Source organism: Micromonospora sp. WMMA1998 (assembly GCF_027497375.1).
Classification (GTDB): Bacteria; Actinomycetota; Actinomycetes; order Mycobacteriales; family Micromonosporaceae; genus Micromonospora; species Micromonospora sediminicola.
This window is the reverse complement of record NZ_CP114911.1, coordinates 3754126-3773026: the sequence shown is the minus strand read 5'-3', so window position 1 is coordinate 3773026 and position 18901 is coordinate 3754126. Positions and strand designations below refer to the sequence as shown.

Sequence of the window (18901 nt, the reverse complement as noted above, 5' to 3'; positions counted from 1 at the left end):
CGCCCGCGCCGTCCGTGGCGGCCGTGCGGCTCGCCGTGCGGCGGGTGCTGACCGACCTGCCCGTCGCCGGACCGGTCCTGGTGGCCTGCTCCGGTGGGCCGGACTCGCTGGCGCTCGCCGCGGCCACGGCGTTCGTGGCTCCCCGGCTCGGCCGCCCGGCCGGACTGGTGACGGTCGACCACGGCCTCCAGCCCGGCTCCGCCGAGCGGGCCGACGCGGTCGCCGCCTGGGCCCGCACGGCCGGGCTCGACCCGGTCGAGGTGCTCCGGGTACGGGTGGACGGGCGGCCCGGCGGTCCCGAGGCGGCCGCCCGCGGGGCCCGCTACGAGGCGCTGGTCGAGGTCGCCCGCCGGCACCACGCGGCCGGGGTGCTGCTCGGGCACACCCGCGACGACCAGGCCGAGACGGTGCTGTTGGCGCTGGCCCGGGGCGCCGGGCCGCGCGGCCTGTCCGGCATGCCGGAACGGCGCGACCTGGACGGGGTGCCGCTGCTGCGTCCGCTGCTCGACGTCGCGCGCGACGACACCCGGGCGGCCTGCGTCGCGCTCGGGCTCGACCCGTGGACCGATCCGCACAACACCGACCCGGCGTACGCCCGGGCCCGGGTCCGGGCCGACGCGCTGCCGGCGCTCGTCGCCGCGCTCGGGCCGGGTGTGGTGGCGAACCTGGCCCGGACCGCCCGGCTGCTCGCGGCGGACACCGCCGCCCTGGACGCGTTGGCCGACGCCGCGTTGGCCGACGTCCGGGCCGGCGGTGAGGGGTTGTCGGTCGGCGGGCTGGCCGCGCTGCCCGCGGCGGTCCGCACCCGGGTGCTGCACGCGTGGGCCCGGGAGCTGGGGGCCGCGCCGGCTGCCCTGTCGCAGCGGCACGTGGCGGCGTTGGACGCCCTGGTCACCGGCTGGCGCGGGCAGGGGCCGGTGCACCTGCCCGGTGGCCGCCTCGTGCACCGCCGGGCCGGCCGCCTGACCGGCTGACCGGTCCGCCGCGCCACGCCATCGGAGGGACGGGAGCCCCGCCGAACCGGCGGCGGTCAGGCGTCCGTGCGTTCGCGGAACGTGGTCCGGTAGGCGTGCGGGGTGGTGCCGACCCGGCGGGTGAAGTGGTGCCGCAGCGCTGCCGCGTCGCCGAAGCCGGCCTGGTCGGCGACGCTCTCCACGCTGAGTCGGGTGTCCTCCAGCAGTCGTCGGGCCAGCAGCACCCGTTGGTTGGTCAGCCAGTCGTGCGGGGTGGTGCCGGTCTCGGCCCGGAACCGGCGGGCGAAGGTCCGCGGGGCCATGTCGGCCCGGGCGGCCAGCTCGTCCACGGTCACGGTGCGGTCGAGGTGGCCCATCAGCCACTCCAGCACCGGTTCGAGCGTGGGAGCCTCCGGCGCGCGGGGGATCGGCGCCTCGACGTACTGGGCCTGCCCGCCGTCGCGGTGCGGCGGGACGACCATCCGCCGGGCCAGCCGGGTGGCCACGGCCGAGCCGTGCGCCTGGCGGACCAGGTGCAGGCAGGCGTCGATCCCGGCGGCGGTGCCGGCGCTGGTGAGCAGCCGGCCGTCCTGCACGTAGAGCGAGTTGCACCGGACCCGGGCCGCCGGGAAGCGCTGCTGGAGCTCGTCGACGTGCCGCCAGTGGGTGGTGCAGTCACGCCCGTCGAGCAGGCCCGCCTCGCCCAGCACGAACGCGCCGGCGCAGACGCTGAGCAGCCAGGCGCCCCGGTCGGCGGCACGGCGCAGCGCGGCGAGCACCGGCTCGGGCACCGGCGTCCCCTCGGCGTGCGCCGGCACCGCCACCAGGTCGGCCTCGTCCACGGGCGCGAGGTCGGCGGTGGGGGTAAGCAGGAAGCCGGAGCGGCTGCGGACCGGGGCGCCGTCGGCGGTGCAGACGTCGAACCGGTAGCCGGGGAAGCCGTCGACCGTGCGGTCGGTGCCGAACACCTCGGCGACGACGCCGAGTTCGAACGCGGCGACCTCGTCGAGGGCGATGACGGCGACGGAGCGGAGCATGTGACGAGGGTAACCCGAGACGTGGCAGGAAATCGATGCCCGCTGGCATTCCTGCCACTGTCCGGACCGGACGGTGGGCCGGAAACTAGGTGGTGTCCGGTGCGCACCGGCGGCGAAAACCATCCGAACCACGCGAAAGCGAGCGCCGCCATGACCGTTCTTCTGCTCCTGCTCTTCCTGCTCCTCCTCGTCGGCGCCAGCGCCCTCGGGCTCACCGCCGACACCCGCGACTCGGCCGACTGGAAGCCGACCGACGACGGGCGGCGCTGGCGCTCCCGCACCTGCTGAGGTGATTTGCCTCGATCGCGCCGAAAATCCCCGGCGGGACCGCGCCAAAAGGGGCGGCCCCGCCGACGGAGGCCATCCGGCGTACGGCAGGCTAGGAGCATGGCTGACGGCTCCTGGTACGACGCCGACATCGACCACGTGATCATCTCCGAGGCGCAGATCCGCGAGAAGACCGCGGAACTGGCCAAGCAGGTCTCGGCGGACTACGCACACGTCGAGGACGGTCTCCTGCTCGTCTGCGTGCTCAAGGGCGCGGTCATGTTCATGGCCGACTTCGCCCGCGCGCTGGGCCGCCAGGGCCCGCCCGCCGAGCTGGAGTTCATGGCCGTCTCCTCGTACGGCCAGGGCACCACCTCGTCCGGGGTGGTCCGCATCCTCAAGGACCTGGACCGCGACATCGCCGGCCGGCACGTGGTCGTCGTCGAGGACATCGTCGACTCCGGCCTGACGCTCTCCTGGCTGCTGCGCTACCTGGAGTCGCGCTCGGCGGCCAGCGTCGAGGTGGTCGCGCTGTTCCGCAAGCCGGACGCGGTCAAGGTCGAGGTGCCGGTGAAGTACGTCGGCTTCGACATCCCCACCGAGTTCGTCGTCGGCTACGGCCTCGACTTCGGCGAGCGCTACCGCGAGCTGCCCTACGTGGGCGTGCTCAAGCCCGAGGTCTACGCCCGCGCCTGAGCACCGCCGGGCCACTCGTCAGCGGACGTTCAGCGGGCTCTCAGCCTTTCGGTCTACGGTAGAGACCGGTGACGTGGAGGCACCCTCCACGCCCGACCCCTCGAGCCGCGTGACCGGGCGGTGTGGGCGGGTCGGGTGCGGAGCTCCCCGCCACGCCGGCTCAAACCCTGGTTCGCCCTACGCGTAAGTGCCGGGCTCACAAGCTCACACGTCGCTCGCACAGAGTCATCAATGTGCGCGACTGCGGGGCTCGCAAGCTCACTCCTCGCGCGCACGGTGTACCGTCGAATGACCGTGGTGCGGCAGTTCGCGTGCCCCGGGGGTCGGGCCGGCCCGCACGGCGGCCACGGCCGCCGCCCGAGGCGGCGACACCATTCAGACGGTCAGGACGTCGATCAGGAGGATGCGGGCGTCTCGGCGCCCGACGACAGCATGGAACGTACGCGTTTCTTCCGCCGACCGGTGGTCTGGATCATCCTGGTCATCCTCGGCGCCGTTGTGCTCAGTCAACTGTTCACCGCTGGTCCCAGCTACCACCGCGTGGACACGTCCGTCGCGCTCGACCAGCTCAACAAGGGCGGTATCGAGAAGGTCGTCTTCCAGGACAAGGAGCAGACGCTCCAGCTCGACCTGAAGGACAAGGCCAAGTTCGGCGACACCAACACCGACAAGATCGAGGCGCAGTTCCCGTACGAGGTCGGCGGCCAGGTGTGGAACCAGGTGCGCGAGGCCGAGGCGGCGGACCGGATCACCGGCCCGGTCGACACCAAGGTGTCGTCGGACAGCATCTGGGTCAGCCTGCTGGTCAATCTCCTCCCCATCGCGCTGCTCGTGCTCCTGCTGCTGTTCTTCATGTCGCAGATGCAGGGCGGCGGCTCGCGGGTGCTCAACTTCGGCAAGTCCAAGGCGAAGATGATCACCAAGGACACGCCGAAGACCACCTTCGCGGACGTGGCCGGTGCGGACGAGGCCGTCGAGGAACTGCACGAGATCAAGGACTTCCTGCAGAACCCGGCGAAATACCAGGCCCTGGGCGCCAAGATCCCGAAGGGCGTGCTGCTCTTCGGCCCGCCCGGCACCGGTAAGACGCTGCTCGCCCGCGCGGTGGCCGGCGAGGCCGGGGTGCCCTTCTACTCCATCTCGGGTTCCGACTTCGTGGAGATGTTCGTCGGCGTCGGCGCCAGCCGGGTCCGCGACCTCTTCGAGCAGGCCAAGTCGAACGCGCCGGCGATCGTCTTCGTCGACGAGATCGACGCGGTCGGCCGGCACCGTGGCGCCGGCATGGGCGGCGGCCACGACGAGCGGGAGCAGACCCTCAACCAGCTGCTGGTCGAGATGGACGGCTTCGACACCAAGGGCGGGGTCATCCTGATCGCCGCCACCAACCGGCCGGACATCCTCGACCCGGCGCTGCTGCGCCCGGGCCGCTTCGACCGGCAGATCCCGGTCGACGCCCCCGACATGGAGGGCCGCAAGGCCATCCTGCGGGTGCACGCCAAGGGCAAGCCGTTCACGCCCGACGTCGACCTCGACGCGGTCGCCCGGCGTACCCCGGGCTTCTCCGGGGCCGACCTGGCCAACGTGATCAACGAGTCCGCGCTGCTCACCGCCCGCAAGGAACAGCGGGCGATCACCAACGACTCGCTGGAAGAGTCGATCGACCGGGTGATCGCCGGTCCGCAGCGCCGGACCCGGGTGATGAGCGACCAGGAAAAGAAGATCACCGCGTACCACGAGGGTGGGCACGCGCTGGTCGCCTGGGCGCTGCCGCACGCCGCGCCGGTGCACAAGGTGACGATCCTGTCCCGGGGCCGGTCGCTGGGCCACACGCTGGTCCTCCCCACGGAGGACAAGTACACCCAGACCCGCGCCGAGATGATCGACACCCTGGCGTACGCGCTGGGCGGCCGGGCGGCCGAGGAACTCGTGTTCCACGAGCCGACCACCGGCGCCGGCAACGACATCGAGAAGGCCACCCAGCTGGCCCGCGCGATGATCACCCAGTACGGCATGAGCTCCAAGCTCGGTGCGATCAAGTACGGCACCAGCGGCGACGAGCCGTTCCTCGGCCGCAACATGGGCCACGAGCGGGACTACTCCGACGCGGTCGCGGCCGAGATCGACGGCGAGATGCGCGCGCTGATCGAGCTGGCCCACGACGAGGCCTGGGAGATCCTGGTGGAATACCGGGACGTCCTGGACAACATGGTCCTGGAGCTGATGGAGAAGGAAACCCTCTCCACCGCCGACATGGCCCGCATCTGCGCCCGGGTGGTCAAGCGCCCGCCGATGGCCCCCTACCACGGCTTCGGCAAGCGCCAGCCCTCGACCGAGCCGCCCGTGCTCACCCCGGCCGAGAAGGACGCGCTGCAGAAGCAGGCCACGGCCGACGGCATCTCGGTCGGTGGGTCCAGCAACAACTCGGACGGTACGCACTGAGCACCGACCCGACGGCCGGCTCCCCTCACCGGGAGCCGGCCGTTTCCGCGACCGAACCCGACGGCGACGACGCGCTCGACTACGTGGCCGCGCGCCTGATCAGCGGCAAGCTGACCGGTGGCCCGGTGGAGCAGAGCGTCGACCTAGCCCGGATCGAGAAGGCCGTCCGGGAGATCCTCATCGCCGTCGGGGAGGACCCCGACCGGGACGGCCTGCAACAGACCCCGGCCCGGGTCGCCCGCGCGTACGCCGAGCTCTTCGCCGGCCTGCGGGTCGACCCGGCGCAGGTCCTCCGCACCACCTTCGAGGCCAACCACGAGGAACTCGTGCTGGTCCGGGACATCGACGTGATGAGCCTGTGCGAGCACCACCTGCTGCCGTTCCGGGGCAGCGCCCACATCGGCTACATCCCCGGCCCGGACGGCCGGATCACCGGCCTGTCCAAGCTGGCCCGGCTGGTCGAGGTGTTCGCCCGCCGCCCGCAGGTGCAGGAGCGGCTCACCTCGCAGATCGCCGACCTGCTGATGTCCAGCCTCGCCCCGCGCGGCGTCATCGTGGTGCTCGAGTGCGAGCACATGTGCATGGCCATGCGCGGCATCCAGAAGTCCGGCGCCAAGACCATCACCTCGGCGGTCCGGGGCGGCCTGCAGAACGACGCCAAGTCGCGGGCCGAGGCCATGGCGCTGATCATGCACCGCTGACCCGCCAACCTCGACGGCCGCGTGCTCCCACCCGGGAGGCGCGGCCGTCGCCGTCGCCGGAGAGTCAGCCGGGCAGCATGGCCAGCAGCAGCCCGGCGGCGGTGAGCACCGCCGGGATCAGGCAGACCAGGGCGCCGAACCGAGGAGTCCGGTCCACCCGGTCGGTCGGCCGAGGGCGGAAGAGCCGCCCCACCGCCAGCCAGCCCAGCATGAACGCGACCGCCGGCAGCGGCAGCCCCACCAGCAGCGCCAACGCGGTCACCGGCCCCGCGCCGGCCAGCACGTACAGGGCGAGCTGGAGCAGCGGCACCACCAGCGCCAGCGGCCCGTACACCAGCAGGTTGCGCGGGCGGGCCGGCCAGCGGGCCAGCCGGGGCAGACCCCGTGCGCTCAGCGTGTCGTCCGCCGCGTCCGCCCACCCTCCGGCCGCACGCAGCGCCGCCAGCACCGCGGCCGGGCCGCCGGCCATCGACCGGGCCGCCTCGGTCACCTCCGGCGGCGTCGGCACCAGGGAGATCGCCGGTACACCCAGCTCACGCAGCCGGGCCTGCTGCGGCGCCAGCCGTTCGCGTACCGCGGTCAACTCCTCGCGGGCCGCCGCCACCGACCGGGCCTGCTCCCCGGCGGCGGTGGCCGCCGCCCGGCGTACGCCGTCGAGCTGCCGCGCCGCCGCCACGTAGTCCGCCCAGGCCGACTCGGCCGGGTCCACGGCCACGGTCGCGCCACCGGCCCGGGGCCCGGGCACCGTCGTGCCGGTCTCGCTCATCAGCTCGTCTCCCCGGTGCCGAAGGGCACGAAGACCGTGCCCTGCTCGTCCGGGCCGTCCCAGAGCACCGCGCGGCCCGGCCGCGGCCGCCACCACACCGGCCGGTCGAAGAGCTGCTCCAGGCGACCGCCCGGCACGTCGGTGACCGCCACGGCGGTGAGCTTGTCCACCTCGCCCTCGGGACCGAGCAGCCCGGCCAGCGGCGCCGGCGTCCGCCACCAGCCGAGCAGGTGCCGGCCGGCCGGCGGGCCCTCCAGCAGCAGCGACCGCAGCAGCTCCGGCGGCAGCTCGGCGGCGTCCGGCACGTCCAGCCCGAACACCGCCAGGTAGCCGGGCTCGTCCGACTCCATGGCCGACCGCAGCCCGGCCGCGTCGACCGTCTCCACCCGGTGCCGCCCGGCCAGCTCGGCGGCGAGCACGCCGGCCGGCTCGGCCGAACCGTTCGCCAGGGGCGCCAGCACGAACCGCGCCGCGCCCGCATGGGCCGCCGCCGCGCTGCGCACCGCGGTGACCAACAACCGCTCGGCCTCCTCGTCGCGACCCAGCACGGCCAGGTTCCGGCCGGCGGCCGGCCCGAGCGGGACGGCCACGGTGCCGCGCCGGACGTCCACCGCCCGGCCCAGCAGCGCGGCCGGCCCGTGTGCCCGGCCGGCCAGGGCGGCCCGGTGCCGAGGGTCGTTGGCGAGCTGCGGGCGGGCGTAGCCGGCGAAGACCACGGGCGGGACGGCGTCCTCGGGCCGGGCCGACCAGAGCCGTCCCCGCAGCTCGGCGAGCACCTCCGGAGCCTCGTACGGGTCCGGGAAGCGGATCATCCGCTCGTGCCCCCGGGTCGCGCCCCGTGGACCGCCCAGCCCGCCGGCCGTGTTCACCACCGCGCTGCCCACCGGCAGACCGGCCGCCGAGTCGTTGGCCGGCTCCAGCACCGCCGAGCCGCCCGGCAACGCCACCCGCACCGGAAACTGGCCCAGCAACGGGTCACGCGGACCACCGATGCCCAGGTCGCCCTCGCCGGCCAGCACCAGGTGGACCCCGTACGACCGGGCGGCGCGGGCCAACGCGTCCAGCCGGGCCAGCACGTCGGTGGCGAGCCGGTCCCGGTCGCGCAGCAGCAGCGGGAAGTTGTCGATCACGCAGACGATCCGGGGCAGCGGCTGGTGCTGGCGCAACTCGGCGTAGCGCTGCCCGCCGGCCCGCCGGGACGCCTCCTCCCGGCGGCGCACCTCCGCCTCCAGCTCGCCGAACAGGTCGGCGACGTACTCCCGGTCGGCGGCCATCCCGGCGGCCCGCACCTGCGGCACCCAGGACCGGTCCCGCTCGGTCTGCAGGAACTCCACGAAGGACTCGCCGTCGCCCAGGTCGGCCAGGTAGAGCGTCAGCTCCTCCGGCCCGTACCGGGCGGCCAGGCCGAACAACGCGTCGGTGAGGAACGCCGACCGGCCGGCCTGCGACCGGCCACTGACCAGCCAGTGCGGGGTCAGCTCGGTGAAACCGAGGCTGACCGGACGCCCGGCGGCGTCACCGACGGTGGTGCTCAACCCGTCGACCGAGTCCGCCGTCCACAGCCCGTCGGCGGGCAGCAGGTCGCCCAGGGCGAGCCGGGAACCGTCCTCGATCTGCCGCGCCAACCGACGGCACACCTCGGCGACCAGCTCCGTGGGCGGATCCTCGTCCAGGAACACCGGCGAGTGGAGACCACCCGGCGGTTCGGCGCCCGGGCTGCTGAACCCGGTGAGCGGCGGGTCACCGACCAGCGCGTACGCCGTGCGCACCGCGAGTGGGGTGGCCCGGGGCAACGGACTGCCGTCGGGCCACCCGGCGACCACCAGGTGCAGCCCGGCGCGCGGCCCCCGGTCGGCCAGGTCGGCGAGCCGATCCAGGTCGGCGGTGGTCGCGCCCTCGGGCAGGGCGGCCACCACGAGCAGCAGCGTACGGTCGTGCCCGCGCTGCCGCGAGGTCCCGGCGGCCACCCACTGCTCCGCCTCGGCCAGCACCGCCCGCAGCCCGGTCAGGTCGGCGGTGGGCGGGGGCAGCAGGCCCGCGTCGGCGAGCGCCGCGAATCCGGCGAAGGTGTCGCCCGGACCGCCGTCGACCGCCCGGGCCAGCAACGCGCCCGCCGGCGTGGCCGCGAACAGGCGCAGCAGCAGGGCCCGGAGCAGCCCGGCCACCCGAGGGTCGGCGGCGTCGGCGTCGATGCTCAGGTGACCGCTGCCGAACAGCGGGACCAGCGCGGGAAAGCGGGCGTCGTCCAGCGGCGCGGCGGCGCCCACCCGGACCCGGGCCGGCGGACCGTCGCCCGGCGGCGTCGCCGGCGTGAGGGCCTCCACCGCCGCGCCGGCCCACCCGGGCGCCGCCCGCTCGGCCGCCGCCCGCAGGCGTTCGGCCAGCTCGTACTGTCGGTGGTGATCGGCGGGGGCGGGCCGGATCTCGTCGAGGATGCCCGCCGCCGCGGTCGCGGCGGCCTCGGCCCGGCGGTGCAGCGCGGCGGCCCGACCGGCGCGCGCCTTCGGAGTCGCCACCGCGTCCACCTCTCTTCCCGAGGCCGACATCTCCTCCCGATCAGTGACGGTAACCCAGGCGCGGGCCGTCCACCGGGATGTCGGTCGGCGCGGTGAGCTGCGCGGCGGTGAGCAGCCTCACCCCGCGCGGGCCCGCCCGCCGGGCGGCGTCCGTCCGGCGGTTCGCCACGATCCGCCAGTTCTGAGGCATTGGGTACGCGGCGCGCAGCCGATAGCCTCAGGAGGTGGAATCAGTGCAGCCCCCCGCCGGTTCCCAGGTCTCCCGCGTACCGGCGCAGCGGACCCCGCCGGAGCAGATGGCGCCCCCCGCGCCGGCTCCGCTTCCGGTACGCCCCAAGCGCCCGCTGCGCACCGTGCTGATGGTCGTCGCGGGGGTGCTCGCGTTGCTCTGCACGGGGGGAGCGGTGGTCGGGTTCGTCCTCTACGACCGGGCGACAGCCCCGGACCGCAGCGCCCCCGACGTCGTGGTCGACAACTATGTGCGGGCCCTCCTAGTGGACCGCAGCGACACGAGGGCGCAGGAGTTCACCTGCGGTGGTCGGGCCGATCTAGACGGCTTGCGAGCGCTGCGGGACGATCTTGTTGCCCGGGAACAGCGGTTCGACGCGAGGATCTCGGTGAGTTGGGGCCCGTTGAGCAGTCGGCAGGCGGGCGAAACCGCCGTGGTCGAGGTTGAGCTCATCATCTCCGCCTCGGTCGATGGGATAACGCAGAGCGACCGGCAGGGCTGGCGGTTCGAGACGAGGCGTGAGGACGGCTGGGGTGTGTGCTCGGCCCGGCGCGCCGACTGAGAGCGTCTACTCCAGCCAGAGCAGGTGAACGGGAACCTCCAGGGTGGTCGGTGCCTGGCCGCGCCAGGCCCAGCGGTACCACTCGAGCTCCGACGTCACCCGGACGCAGATGTCGCCGTCCGCGCCGGAGTAGGTCTCGGTGACCGCACGCAGGTCGCGTCGCTCCACACCGCCGTCCACGTGCACCACGCGCCGTCCGGTCACCGCGTCGGCCTCGAACGCCGGGGTGGGCGGCCGGCGGGTGGGCGCGTCGAGCGAGACCAGCCGGATGCCCGACCCGGACGCGGCGGCGGGTTGCGGCCGGTCACCGATCGTCTCCACCCAGACCCGCTCCACCGGCACCAGCGGCGCGAACACCTCCACCTGCTCGGACTCGGCCCGGTACCACTCGTGCTCCGGGATGACCGGCACGTAGGTGCGGCTGCCCTGCACCACCCGCTCGTCGGCCCGCAGGTCGGCACGCCAGCCGAGACCGGGCAGACCGACCAGCACGCGGCGGCCGCGCAGGTCGGTTCCGCCGGTGGCCGGCACGATCTCGACCGGCCGGGGTGGCAGCGGCGCCCAGTCGGGACGGTCGGCGAAGGGATCGGGCAGCGGGTTGCTCATGCGGGGCGCCTCACTCGGACTTGCCGAGGGGCGCGCCCCGCTTGCGCATGAACGGCAGCGGGTCCTCGGCGCCGCGACTGGACCGGTCGCCGCTGTTGTGCACCTCGAAGTGCAGGTGCGGGCCGGAGGAGTTGCCGCTGCTGCCGGAGAGCCCGATCACCTCGCCGGCCTCCACCGCCTGACCCGGTGTGACCCGAGGTCGTTCGATCATGTGGCAGTAGCGGGTGATGAACCCGCCGGCGTGCAGGATGTCGACGAACCATCCGCAGCCGCCCTTGTCCGGCCAGCCGTCCCGGTCGCAGTCCCGCCGCCCCGAGCGGTCCGGATCGCAGCGCGCGACCAGCACCCGGCCCGCCGACGCGGCGTGGATGGGGGTGCGTTTCCCCGCGGCCAGGTCCACCCCGTTGTGGCTCGGGCGGGCGGCGGTGCGGAAGCCGGACACCACCCCGCCGGGCAGCGGGGCGGTCCATCCGGAGGCCGCGATCCGGGCCCCGGCGGCAGCGTCGCAGACGGCCCTGCCGGCGATCTCCACGGTCCGGGCCGCGCCGCCGGCCAGCGCGTCGACGATCCGCCCGGCCAGCTCCTCGTGCTTCGCGTAGGCATCCGGGAACGCGCTGACCTGGACCCGCTGGGCCACCACGGTGAGCGGCCGCTGCTGCCAGTTCGGGACCTTGACCATCTTCTGGTAGAACTTGCGCGCCGTGTACGAGGGCGTCATCCGCTGCTCGACGCTGCCCCAGCCGGGACGTTGCTGGAACAGGCCCAGCGAGTCGTGGTCGGCGCCGACGCCCTCGTGCGGCAGGGCCAGCGACGCCGGGACCGTGCTGTTGGCCAGGTTGCGCAGCGCCGACTCCTGCATCGCGGTGGCCAGCGCGATGACCCAGCCACGGGCCGGGACCTTCATGTCCTGGCCGACCTTGATGATGACGGCCGCGTTGCGCAGCTGAGCCTCGCCGTACTCGGCGAAGCGCGGCATGTCCCCGGTCAGGTTCACCCGGTAGGCGGGGTCGCAGTCGAGGGCCGCGAGCTTCGGATCCTCCTGGTCGCCGCCCAGCTCCGTGAGGAAGAACGCGCCGGCGCCGCCGACGCAACAGAGCAGGGCGAGTGCGACGGTGACCGCGGTGGCGAGGACGCCGACGCGCAGCTTGCGGCGGACCTGCGCGGCGACGGCCGGCTCGCCGCTCACGACCGCTCCCAGTCGACCGCGTCCACCAGCCACGGACCGTCCTCGGCGACCAGCTCGAGCCGGAGCGTGCCGTTGTCCAGCGGGACCAGTGCCTCCACGAAGGACTCGGTGCGCGGCCGCAGCGTCGGCGGGCCGGTGGTCCGCCGGGCGGGCACGGTCTCCGGATCGGCGCCGGTCATCTTCTCCACCAGCGCGGGCGTGGAGAGCGGACGCAACTTCGCCTGCCAGGCGTCGCCGGTGGTGCCGGGCCCGGTCAACCAGGCCGTGGTGAACCGGCCGGCGACCTGCTCGGGGGTGGCCTCGCCCGGCCGGGTCCGCGGGGCGACCGTCGCCGGGGGACTGGACAGCACGCCGTCCTCACCGGCCCCGGGATCCACGGTGCTGATCGGCTGGGTGGGGCGGGTGGTCAGCCCGAGACCGGAGTCGACCGGCCCGGAGACCAGTCGGGCCGCGCCGATCACGCCGAAGACCAGCACCGCGATCACCAGCGCGATGCCGAGCCGGGACCGGAGGACCCGGGTGACGAGGAATTCGAGTGCCCGTCGCACCGGTCTCACCGGGCCTCGGAACGGATCCGCGGCGCGGGGCGGGCAGGCGGCGCGGCGCGGTCCGCCGAGTCCGGCCGGTAGACCGCGTAGGAGGGCGCCTCCTCGGGCACGTCCGGTTCGGTCCAGGTGGAGGGGGCGCGACGGGGCCGGGGCGCGGCGGCCGGACGGTCGCCGCGGCGCTCGACCACGGGCGCCTCCTCGGGCCGTTCCCGCCCGTCCGGCCGCTCCCGCTCGACGGAGGTGGCGGCGTGCGCCGGGTCCTCGTGCCGGGCCTCCGGCCGGAGGCTGCGCTGGTCGGCCGTGACGGTACGGCGCCGGCCGAACGCCGGCTCGTTGGTGCCGCCGGGCTCGGCCACGTCCAGCCGGGCGGCGATCCGCATGTCCCGGAAGAAGCGGCGGTGCCACGAGCCGGCCGAACTGACCGCCTCGCTGCTGTCCTTGCCGCCGAGCTGGGTGATCCGCCGGTACGGCCGCAGCAGCAGCCAGCCCACCACGCCGCAGAGCCAGACCAGGACCACCTGGAGCCAGCCGGGCAGCGTGGCGGTGTTCATGATCAGGTCGACCGCGAAGAGGTAGATGGCCGCGCCGGTGCCGAAGATGGCGATGTTGAACACGGCGGCCACCACCGCGTTCGCCAGCCGGCGCAGGCCGGCGCTGGCCGGGCGCATCAGGCCGACGGTGCCCAGAATGGGCGCGGCGATCACCGCCCATCGGAAGATCAGGAAGCCGAGCAGCACGAGCAGCGACGCGGTGAGGTCGAACATGGCGAAGAGCAGCGAGGCCAGCACCGCGATGAAGCCGGCGCCGATCCGGTCCATGTCCCGGGTGCCCTGCAGGTACTCGTACGCCTCCGGGTCCTCCGTCTTGATCTGTTGGGCGACTTTGGCCCACTGCTGCTGCTTGGCCTTGATCGTGCCCTCACGAGTCGCCGGGTTCTGGCGGAGCTTTTCCGACTCCTCCCACGTCAGCGACTTGGCGTCGTAGAGGGCCGGGCCGTACTTCTTGGCCGTCTCGCTGTCGGCCGAGCCGAGCACGCCGCGCAACCAGTTCCGGTAGAGCATGGTCTCGGTGGCGGTGTCGCTGGCCCGCACCGCCGGTGGACGCTTGTCCACGCAGGCGCTCGGGTTCGGAAGGACGCACTTGTCCGGCGGGATGTCCTTCGACGACGGGCCGACCGCGTCGTGCACCACGCCGAGCGTCGTGATCAGCGTGCTGTCGGCCATGTTCGCGGACTTGACCGGCCACGCGGCCAGCGCGGTCACCGCCACCATCACGAGCAGCGCCCAACCGGCCGTGGTCATCGCGTTGCTCATGTCCGACTGGCGGGAGCGCCACAGCAGGTAGAGGCCGACGACGCAGATGGTGATGATGCCGAAGACGCTGAACACCTTCTGGTAGACGGCCTTGGTGGCCTGCTCGACCAGCGGGTCCGCCCAGCGCCACATGGTCCGGGGGTCCCAGGCCCGTTCGCGCAGCGCGTTCGACGCGCCGATGACCGCGTTGGCGAACATGAACTCGCCGTTCGCCACCATGGTGGTGAAGCGGTAGTCGGGGTGGAGCACGGACGAGGCGCAGCCGCCGTCCACGTCGTACGTGACGTAGCTGTAGCCGGCGTACCCGTAGTCGCTGTAGAGGCCCTTCGGGCCGGGCTCCTTGGCCGAGTCGGGGCGGGACGCGAACCAGCCGGCCAGGCCGGAGTCCGGCGCTGCCGGCACCGGCGGCTTGCGGCACTCGATCTGGTCCTCGCTGACCGCCTGGAGCCGGTTCACGCAGGCGCGGAAGTCGGCCTGCCACTCCTTGGTGCTGCACAGCTCGGCCCGGGCCTGGGTGGTCGGGCCGGCGGCGTACGCCGGTGTGGCGCCTCCGATCACCGGCCAAGAGATCGTGGCCCCGGCGAGTACGCCGAGCGCGAGGAGGAGCGCCGCGATCCGTGCCCGGGCCCTCGCCATGTCACGCCTCCAGATCAGCCAGGACGGTCGGCAGTTGCCCGGCGGCCGGGGCGACCGTGCCGGGGGTGGTGTCCAGGTGTTCCAGCAGCCCGTTGACGTATGACACGTCGACCCGGACCTTCTGCACGCGGCCGTCGACGTCGCGCATGACGAACTCGCGGAAGCCGAGTCGGGACGCCGAGCCGCTGTCGGCCTGGCTGAGCGAGGCGAGTGTGGCCTCGTAGCCGTCGTCCACCGGCACCCGCAGCAGCCGCAGCGCCTCGGAGGCGATCTCGCTGTCCTCGGCGATCCGGCCGACGAAGACGGTGGAGACGAGGTTCTGGACGTCGAGACCGAGGATGTCCTTCGGGTTCTGCGAGGCGACCAGCGCGGCCAGGTTCCACTTGCGGGAGTCGCGGGCGAGGCGGACCAGGAACGAGCGCCCGGAGCGCCAGCCCTCCATGAAGTGCGCCTCGTCGAGGCCGACCAGCTTGCGGGAGGACATCGAGCCGCCGTAGCAGCGGCGGACCGCCAGCCGGTGCGCGGTGTGCAGCATCGGCAGCGCGAGGGCCTCCTCGGCGGACCAGTATTCCCGCTCGATCTTCAGGTCGGGAAGCCGGAGCCCGGCCATGGTGATGACGGTGAGCGCGGCGTCGGCGCCGAGCAGCCCCTCCGGCGGCCGGCCGAAGAAGAGCATGGCCAGCGGCATCTCGGCGGTGTCGAGCAACAGGTTGGCCAGTTCGCGACCGGCGTCGTCGTCGAGCCCCTGGAGGCAGGCGACCACGTCGTCGAGGGTGGAGGTCTCCTCGGCCGGGACCTGCCGCACCGCGTGCCGGAACAGGGTGGCCGTGGACGCCTCCCGGGCCACCTGCGGCGGCACCAGCATCATGCAGATGTCCTGCACCAGCATCCGGCGCTCGGCGCGGGCGTTGGAGACGGCGATCTCGAACTCCCGGTCGCCGGCCGCCCCGGTGCCGAACTCGCTGCGCAGGGGCGTGGGGATCAGCGCGTACGGCGCCAGGGTGCCCTGTTCCGAGCCGGTCAGGTTGAGCACCCGCGAGTAGGGCGCCAGCTCGGGCATGGCGCAGAGCCGGGCCAGCGGGCCGGACGGGTCGAGCAGGGTCACCTGCGCGCCGCGCCGGGCGGCCAGGTAGCCGAGCGCGCCGAGCAGCGTGGACTTGCCACCGCCGGGTTCGGCGACGAAGACGGCGAGGCCGGAGCGCTCGCGTACCTCCATCGGGAAGTGCAGGTCGAGGAAGACCGGGCGACGGCAGGTGCCGGCGGTGCGGCCGATCAGGTCGCCGCGCCGGTCGCCGACGGTGGACGCGGCCTGGGGCAGCGCGGCGGCCAGCAGGTTGACCGGCATCCGCCGGACGTAGCCGGTGTTGGCGATCGGTTCGCCGGGGATGAACTCGCGGGCAAGCCAGTCCTGGTTCTTCGGGTGTTGCAGCGAGATCCGCAGCTCCCGGGAGTAGAGCTGGATGAGCCGGCGGGCCCGTTCCAGGCACTCCTCCCGGGTCCGGCCGCCGACCGCGATCCGGTGCCACCCGTGCGCGCGGGCCGAGTCGACCGGCAGCCCGGTGGTCATCTCGTCGCCGATCACCAGGGCGCGCTTGGCCAGGCGTTCCAGCTCCGGCGGGGCGTCGATGCCGTGCTCGGCGTAGTCGAGCTGCTGGGAGCGGATCATCCGGAGCCGGTGTTCGAGGTTCCGGAAGGAGTCGTTGGGGCCGAGGATGTCGACCCGGGTGGAAAGTTCCATCGGCCAGGGCAGCCGCTCGTGGAAGTGCAGCCACGGCTCGTGTCGCTCGGGGATCTCCAGCGGTTCCATCCGGCCGACCGCGAGCACGGCCACGTGCCGTTCCTCGCCGGTCATCCGGTTGACCAGCTTGACCGTCGAGCCGTAGGGCGTGCGGTAGCGCTCGACCTGTTCGGTCAGGGCCAGCAGGTCGCCGCGTTCCCAGCGGCCGTTGGTGATCGGGGAGAGCACGCCGGGCGGCGCCATGCAGAGCGCCACCGAGCGGTAGAGCAGCCACTCCAGCTCCGGCGCGGTGACCCGGCGCCCACGCATGCCGAACGCGCCGAGCACCTCGTCGAACTGCTCGACGGTACGGCCCAACCGGCGTCGCTCGCCGTCGGCGGTGCCCCGGCCGAACGTCCGCAGCAGCCGCTCGGTGAGCGAGTCGCCGAGCGACCGGCGGGCGAAGGTGACGCCCAGGTAGGTCTGACCCTCGGCGTGGTTGACCGCCATCAGGTGCCGCTGGGCGGCGACCAGGTGGTCGGCCCAGCCGGTGGTGCCGGGCACGTCCGGCAGCGGGGCGGAGGTGTGCGTGTCGATGGTGCGCGCCCACTCGTCGGCCGGGAACGGCCGGGTGGTGCGGCGCAGGTGCAGCCGGAACCCGGCCAGGCCGGCGTACTGCTCCGAGATCGCGGAGAGCAGCGCCTCGCGTTCGGCGTCGGGCCGGAACGCCCAGCGGACCTCGGGCAGCCAGTACCAGGCGGTGACCGTGTTGGGGGTGAACGTGAGGTGCCCGGCGATCTCGGTGATGGCCAGCTCGACGGCGGGGTCGCGGTCGCCGAACTTGATCTTCGGGGCGCGGACCCGGACCGGCTTGGTGGGCTTGTCGCGGCGGGCGGCGGACCGCTGCCGGGGCGGCGCCACCTCGCGGTGCGCCGGCCGCTCGACCTCGCGGGTCGGCGCCGGCGCCGCCGCGTACGGGTCCGGCAGGTCGTGGTCCGGGTCGCGCCGGTCGACGCGGCGCGCGGGGGCCGGCGTCTCGACCGGCGGCGGGGCGACGGCCGCCTCGTGGAGCGGCTCCGGCTCGGCCGGGGCCCGGAGCGCGGGGAGGCGGTCACCGGCCTGCTGCGGCACCCGCGTGCGCGGCGGGGGCGGCGGGTCGAGCGCGGGAGGCTGGACGGGCTCGGGCAGGGCGTGTGCCGGCTCCGGCCGGGGACGGCCGACCGCGCGTACGCCGGAGGTCTGCTCCCGGGCCGGCGGCGCGGGTTCGGGTCGGGGCGGTTCGACCGGCGCGGCGTGCTGGTGCGGGATCGGCAGCGCCTCCCGGCCGACACCGCGTCGGGGCGGCGCCACCACCGGTTCGACCGGCGCGGCGGGCGGGGTCGTCCCGGCGGGCGGGCCGGCCGGCCGACGGACCCGGGGCGGCGCGCCGCCGAACAGGTCGAGGAAGGGCGAGTCGATGTCGCCCTCGGGGCGGATCGGCTCGCGGGGTTCGGCGCCCCGGGGGGTGAGCGGACGCGGAGGCTGGAAGACGCCGACCCGCCCGTGGCCGGGAGTGGTGACGAGCGCCGGGTCGAGGACGATCTCGTCGAGGTCCTCGTCCGGTGGGTAGTCGAACGATCGCGCACGGTTACCGGGCGATCCGCCCGGGTGCCCGGCCGGGGAACCCGGCGTGGAAGAGCGACTCATGCGACCGCCTCACCCGCGTCGTTCGTCTGCGCCGTCGGCGTACGCCTGGTCATGCCAGTTCCTCCCGGATCCTGATCCGGCTCGCGACGAGGCGCGGGTCCCGCAGCTCGGCGGCCGGCTCCCGGGTGCGTCGCCAGTCGGTCAGCGCGGTCCGGATGACCATGCGCGCCGGCCGGTCCGGGTCGACGTACCGGAAGATGAACGAGGTCGTCACGATGGCGAGCGAGATCTCCCAGGCGGGGAACAGCTCGACCTGGAGCGTGAACAACCAGTGGATGAACACGTAGAGGGGTACGAGCAGCATGAACAGGCCGTACTGGGCGTACGGCAGGTGGACGGGAAGGGTGTAGCCGGGCGGGCCCAGGTAGACCAGGCGTGCCCGGTAGATGTCGTCGTCGGTGCGCAGCCGCATCGTCGCCCAACGCCCTACTCGAAGATGAGGTTGATCAGGTAGTCACCGACGAAGAAGAGTGTGGCCGCGCCGGCGATGAAGGCCAGCCCGATGATGGCGATGGCCGAGCTGGTCAGCACCTTGGAGATCTCACCGCGGCTGGCCCGGCCGATGAAGATCACGCCGAGCACGGCGAGCAGGATCGGCGCGACCTTGCTGGCGAAGAAGGTGACGACGTTGTCGGTGTCGATGCCCTTCGGGGCCGGCTCGGCGAGTGGAGTCGACGCCAGGGTGTGGAGCGCGTGGTCGACGGCGGTCGACGCCGTTGCCATGAGCTCGATGGCGATCACTGGAAACCTCCCCAAAGGTCGCGGCCGGCGGTGCCGCGGTGGTGCAGTTAGGCAAGCCTGGCGGGATGGTGCTCGTCAGAGACAGCGCCGTCGACGCTGGGTCCGTCACTCACCACGGAGCGTGGCGAGCTCTGGGGGGATTCGTCCCGCTTCGGCCCTCCCTCCAGGCTTCGCCATCTCGATGCTGGGCAATTCCAAAGCGTACGGGCCGGCCACCTTTGCGACAAGCCGCGAAGAGTGGACCCGTAACGACCCGGACGACCGATCGTACACCTGTTCTAATGAGCACGTCAGGGCCCTCG

Annotated in this window: 17 protein-coding genes; 6 read left to right on the top strand and 11 right to left on the bottom strand. The window is 73.9% G+C overall.

The window, feature by feature from the left end:
• Positions 1-14 precede the first annotated feature (14 nt).
• Positions 15-974: a tRNA lysidine(34) synthetase TilS gene (tilS, locus tag O7600_RS17035; RefSeq protein ID WP_348651344.1), complete on the top strand. Its 960-nt coding sequence runs from the start codon at positions 15-17 to the stop codon at positions 972-974.
• A 56-nt stretch (positions 975-1030) separates the two neighbouring features.
• On the opposite strand, the gene O7600_RS17030 is transcribed toward tilS, so the two are convergent.
• Positions 1031-1990, bottom strand: coding sequence for a helix-turn-helix domain-containing protein (locus tag O7600_RS17030; protein ID WP_281588560.1), 960 nt, complete (start codon positions 1988-1990; stop codon positions 1031-1033).
• Positions 1991-2140: 150 nt separating this feature from the next.
• Here O7600_RS17030 and O7600_RS17025 point away from each other — a divergent pair, with 150 nt between their 5' ends.
• The 4 genes from O7600_RS17025 (at position 2141) to folE (ending at position 6093) form a co-directional block, all read left to right on the top strand.
• Positions 2141-2278, top strand: a complete 138-nt coding sequence (locus O7600_RS17025; protein WP_172967895.1) for a hypothetical protein — start codon at positions 2141-2143, stop codon at positions 2276-2278.
• 99 nt (positions 2279-2377) lie between these two features.
• On the top strand, positions 2378-2953 hold the full coding sequence (gene hpt, locus O7600_RS17020; RefSeq protein ID WP_091568626.1) for a hypoxanthine phosphoribosyltransferase: 576 nt from the start codon (positions 2378-2380) through the stop codon (positions 2951-2953).
• A 432-nt stretch (positions 2954-3385) separates the two neighbouring features.
• Complete coding sequence (ftsH, locus tag O7600_RS17015) at positions 3386-5392, top strand: ATP-dependent zinc metalloprotease FtsH (protein ID WP_281588555.1); 2007 nt, start codon at positions 3386-3388, stop codon at positions 5390-5392.
• Positions 5393-5475: 83 nt separating this feature from the next.
• Positions 5476-6093: a GTP cyclohydrolase I FolE gene (folE, locus tag O7600_RS17010; RefSeq protein WP_091568630.1), complete on the top strand. Its 618-nt coding sequence runs from the start codon at positions 5476-5478 to the stop codon at positions 6091-6093.
• Positions 6094-6157: 64 nt separating this feature from the next.
• On the opposite strand, the gene O7600_RS17005 is transcribed toward folE, so the two are convergent.
• The 3 genes from O7600_RS17005 to O7600_RS16995 are packed head-to-tail and all read right to left on the bottom strand — an operon-like array spanning position 6158 to position 9544.
• A complete protein-coding gene (locus O7600_RS17005; RefSeq protein ID WP_281588552.1) occupies positions 6158-6859 on the bottom strand; it encodes a hypothetical protein in 702 nt (233 codons plus the stop codon).
• Positions 6859-9384 (bottom strand): FtsK/SpoIIIE domain-containing protein, encoded by a 2526-nt coding sequence (locus O7600_RS17000; RefSeq protein WP_281588550.1) that lies wholly within the window; start codon positions 9382-9384, stop codon positions 6859-6861. The genes O7600_RS17005 and O7600_RS17000 overlap by 1 nt, the downstream gene beginning before the upstream one ends.
• 31 nt (positions 9385-9415) lie before the next feature.
• Positions 9416-9544, bottom strand: coding sequence for a hypothetical protein (locus tag O7600_RS16995; protein ID WP_281588548.1), 129 nt, complete (start codon positions 9542-9544; stop codon positions 9416-9418).
• A gap of 64 nt (positions 9545-9608) precedes the next feature.
• Between O7600_RS16995 and O7600_RS16990 the strand changes: the two genes are divergently transcribed.
• Positions 9609-10166: a hypothetical protein gene (locus O7600_RS16990; RefSeq protein WP_281594181.1), complete on the top strand. Its 558-nt coding sequence runs from the start codon at positions 9609-9611 to the stop codon at positions 10164-10166.
• A 6-nt stretch (positions 10167-10172) separates the two neighbouring features.
• On the opposite strand, the gene O7600_RS16985 is transcribed toward O7600_RS16990, so the two are convergent.
• The 7 genes from O7600_RS16985 to O7600_RS16955 are packed head-to-tail and all read right to left on the bottom strand — an operon-like array spanning position 10173 to position 18599.
• Positions 10173-10772 (bottom strand): hypothetical protein, encoded by a 600-nt coding sequence (locus tag O7600_RS16985; RefSeq protein ID WP_099163380.1) that lies wholly within the window; start codon positions 10770-10772, stop codon positions 10173-10175.
• 10 nt (positions 10773-10782) lie between these two features.
• Entirely contained in the window at positions 10783-11958 is a 1176-nt protein-coding gene (locus tag O7600_RS16980; RefSeq protein ID WP_281588545.1) for a M23 family metallopeptidase, read from the bottom strand.
• The gene (locus tag O7600_RS16975; RefSeq protein ID WP_099163382.1) at positions 11955-12515 is read right to left on the bottom strand and encodes a hypothetical protein; all 561 of its coding nucleotides are present in this window, start codon (positions 12513-12515) and stop codon (positions 11955-11957) included. The genes O7600_RS16980 and O7600_RS16975 overlap by 4 nt, the downstream gene beginning before the upstream one ends.
• The gene (locus tag O7600_RS16970; protein ID WP_281588541.1) at positions 12512-14455 is read right to left on the bottom strand and encodes an MFS transporter; all 1944 of its coding nucleotides are present in this window, start codon (positions 14453-14455) and stop codon (positions 12512-12514) included. Before O7600_RS16970 ends, O7600_RS16975 begins: the two co-directional genes overlap by 4 nt.
• A 1-nt stretch (position 14456) precedes the next feature.
• Positions 14457-17858, bottom strand: coding sequence for an ATP-binding protein (locus O7600_RS16965; protein WP_281588539.1), 3402 nt, complete (start codon positions 17856-17858; stop codon positions 14457-14459).
• Between the two features lie 49 nt (positions 17859-17907).
• Complete coding sequence (locus tag O7600_RS16960; RefSeq protein ID WP_089157613.1) at positions 17908-18270, bottom strand: hypothetical protein; 363 nt, start codon at positions 18268-18270, stop codon at positions 17908-17910.
• Between the two features lie 14 nt (positions 18271-18284).
• The gene (locus O7600_RS16955) at positions 18285-18599 is read right to left on the bottom strand and encodes a hypothetical protein (protein WP_091070155.1); all 315 of its coding nucleotides are present in this window, start codon (positions 18597-18599) and stop codon (positions 18285-18287) included.
• Positions 18600-18901: the final 302 nt, after the last annotated feature.

Bases quoted from the DNA above. Each gene is read 5' to 3' on its own strand.
- O7600_RS17030 (WP_281588560.1), bottom strand. From the start codon at position 1,990: ATGCTCCGCTCCGTCGCCGTCATCGCCCTCGACGAGGTCGCCGCGTTC.
- O7600_RS17025 (WP_172967895.1), top strand. From the start codon at position 2,141: ATGACCGTTCTTCTGCTCCTGCTCTTCCTGCTCCTCCTCGTCGGCGCC.
- hpt (WP_091568626.1), top strand. From the start codon at position 2,378: ATGGCTGACGGCTCCTGGTACGACGCCGACATCGACCACGTGATCATC.
- ftsH (WP_281588555.1), top strand. From the start codon at position 3,386: ATGGAACGTACGCGTTTCTTCCGCCGACCGGTGGTCTGGATCATCCTG.
- O7600_RS17005 (WP_281588552.1), bottom strand. From the start codon at position 6,859: ATGAGCGAGACCGGCACGACGGTGCCCGGGCCCCGGGCCGGTGGCGCG.
- O7600_RS16985 (WP_099163380.1), bottom strand. From the start codon at position 10,772: ATGAGCAACCCGCTGCCCGATCCCTTCGCCGACCGTCCCGACTGGGCG.
- O7600_RS16970 (WP_281588541.1), bottom strand. From the start codon at position 14,455: ATGGCGAGGGCCCGGGCACGGATCGCGGCGCTCCTCCTCGCGCTCGGC.
- O7600_RS16965 (WP_281588539.1), bottom strand. From the start codon at position 17,858: ATGAGTCGCTCTTCCACGCCGGGTTCCCCGGCCGGGCACCCGGGCGGA.
- O7600_RS16960 (WP_089157613.1), bottom strand. From the start codon at position 18,270: ATGCGGCTGCGCACCGACGACGACATCTACCGGGCACGCCTGGTCTAC.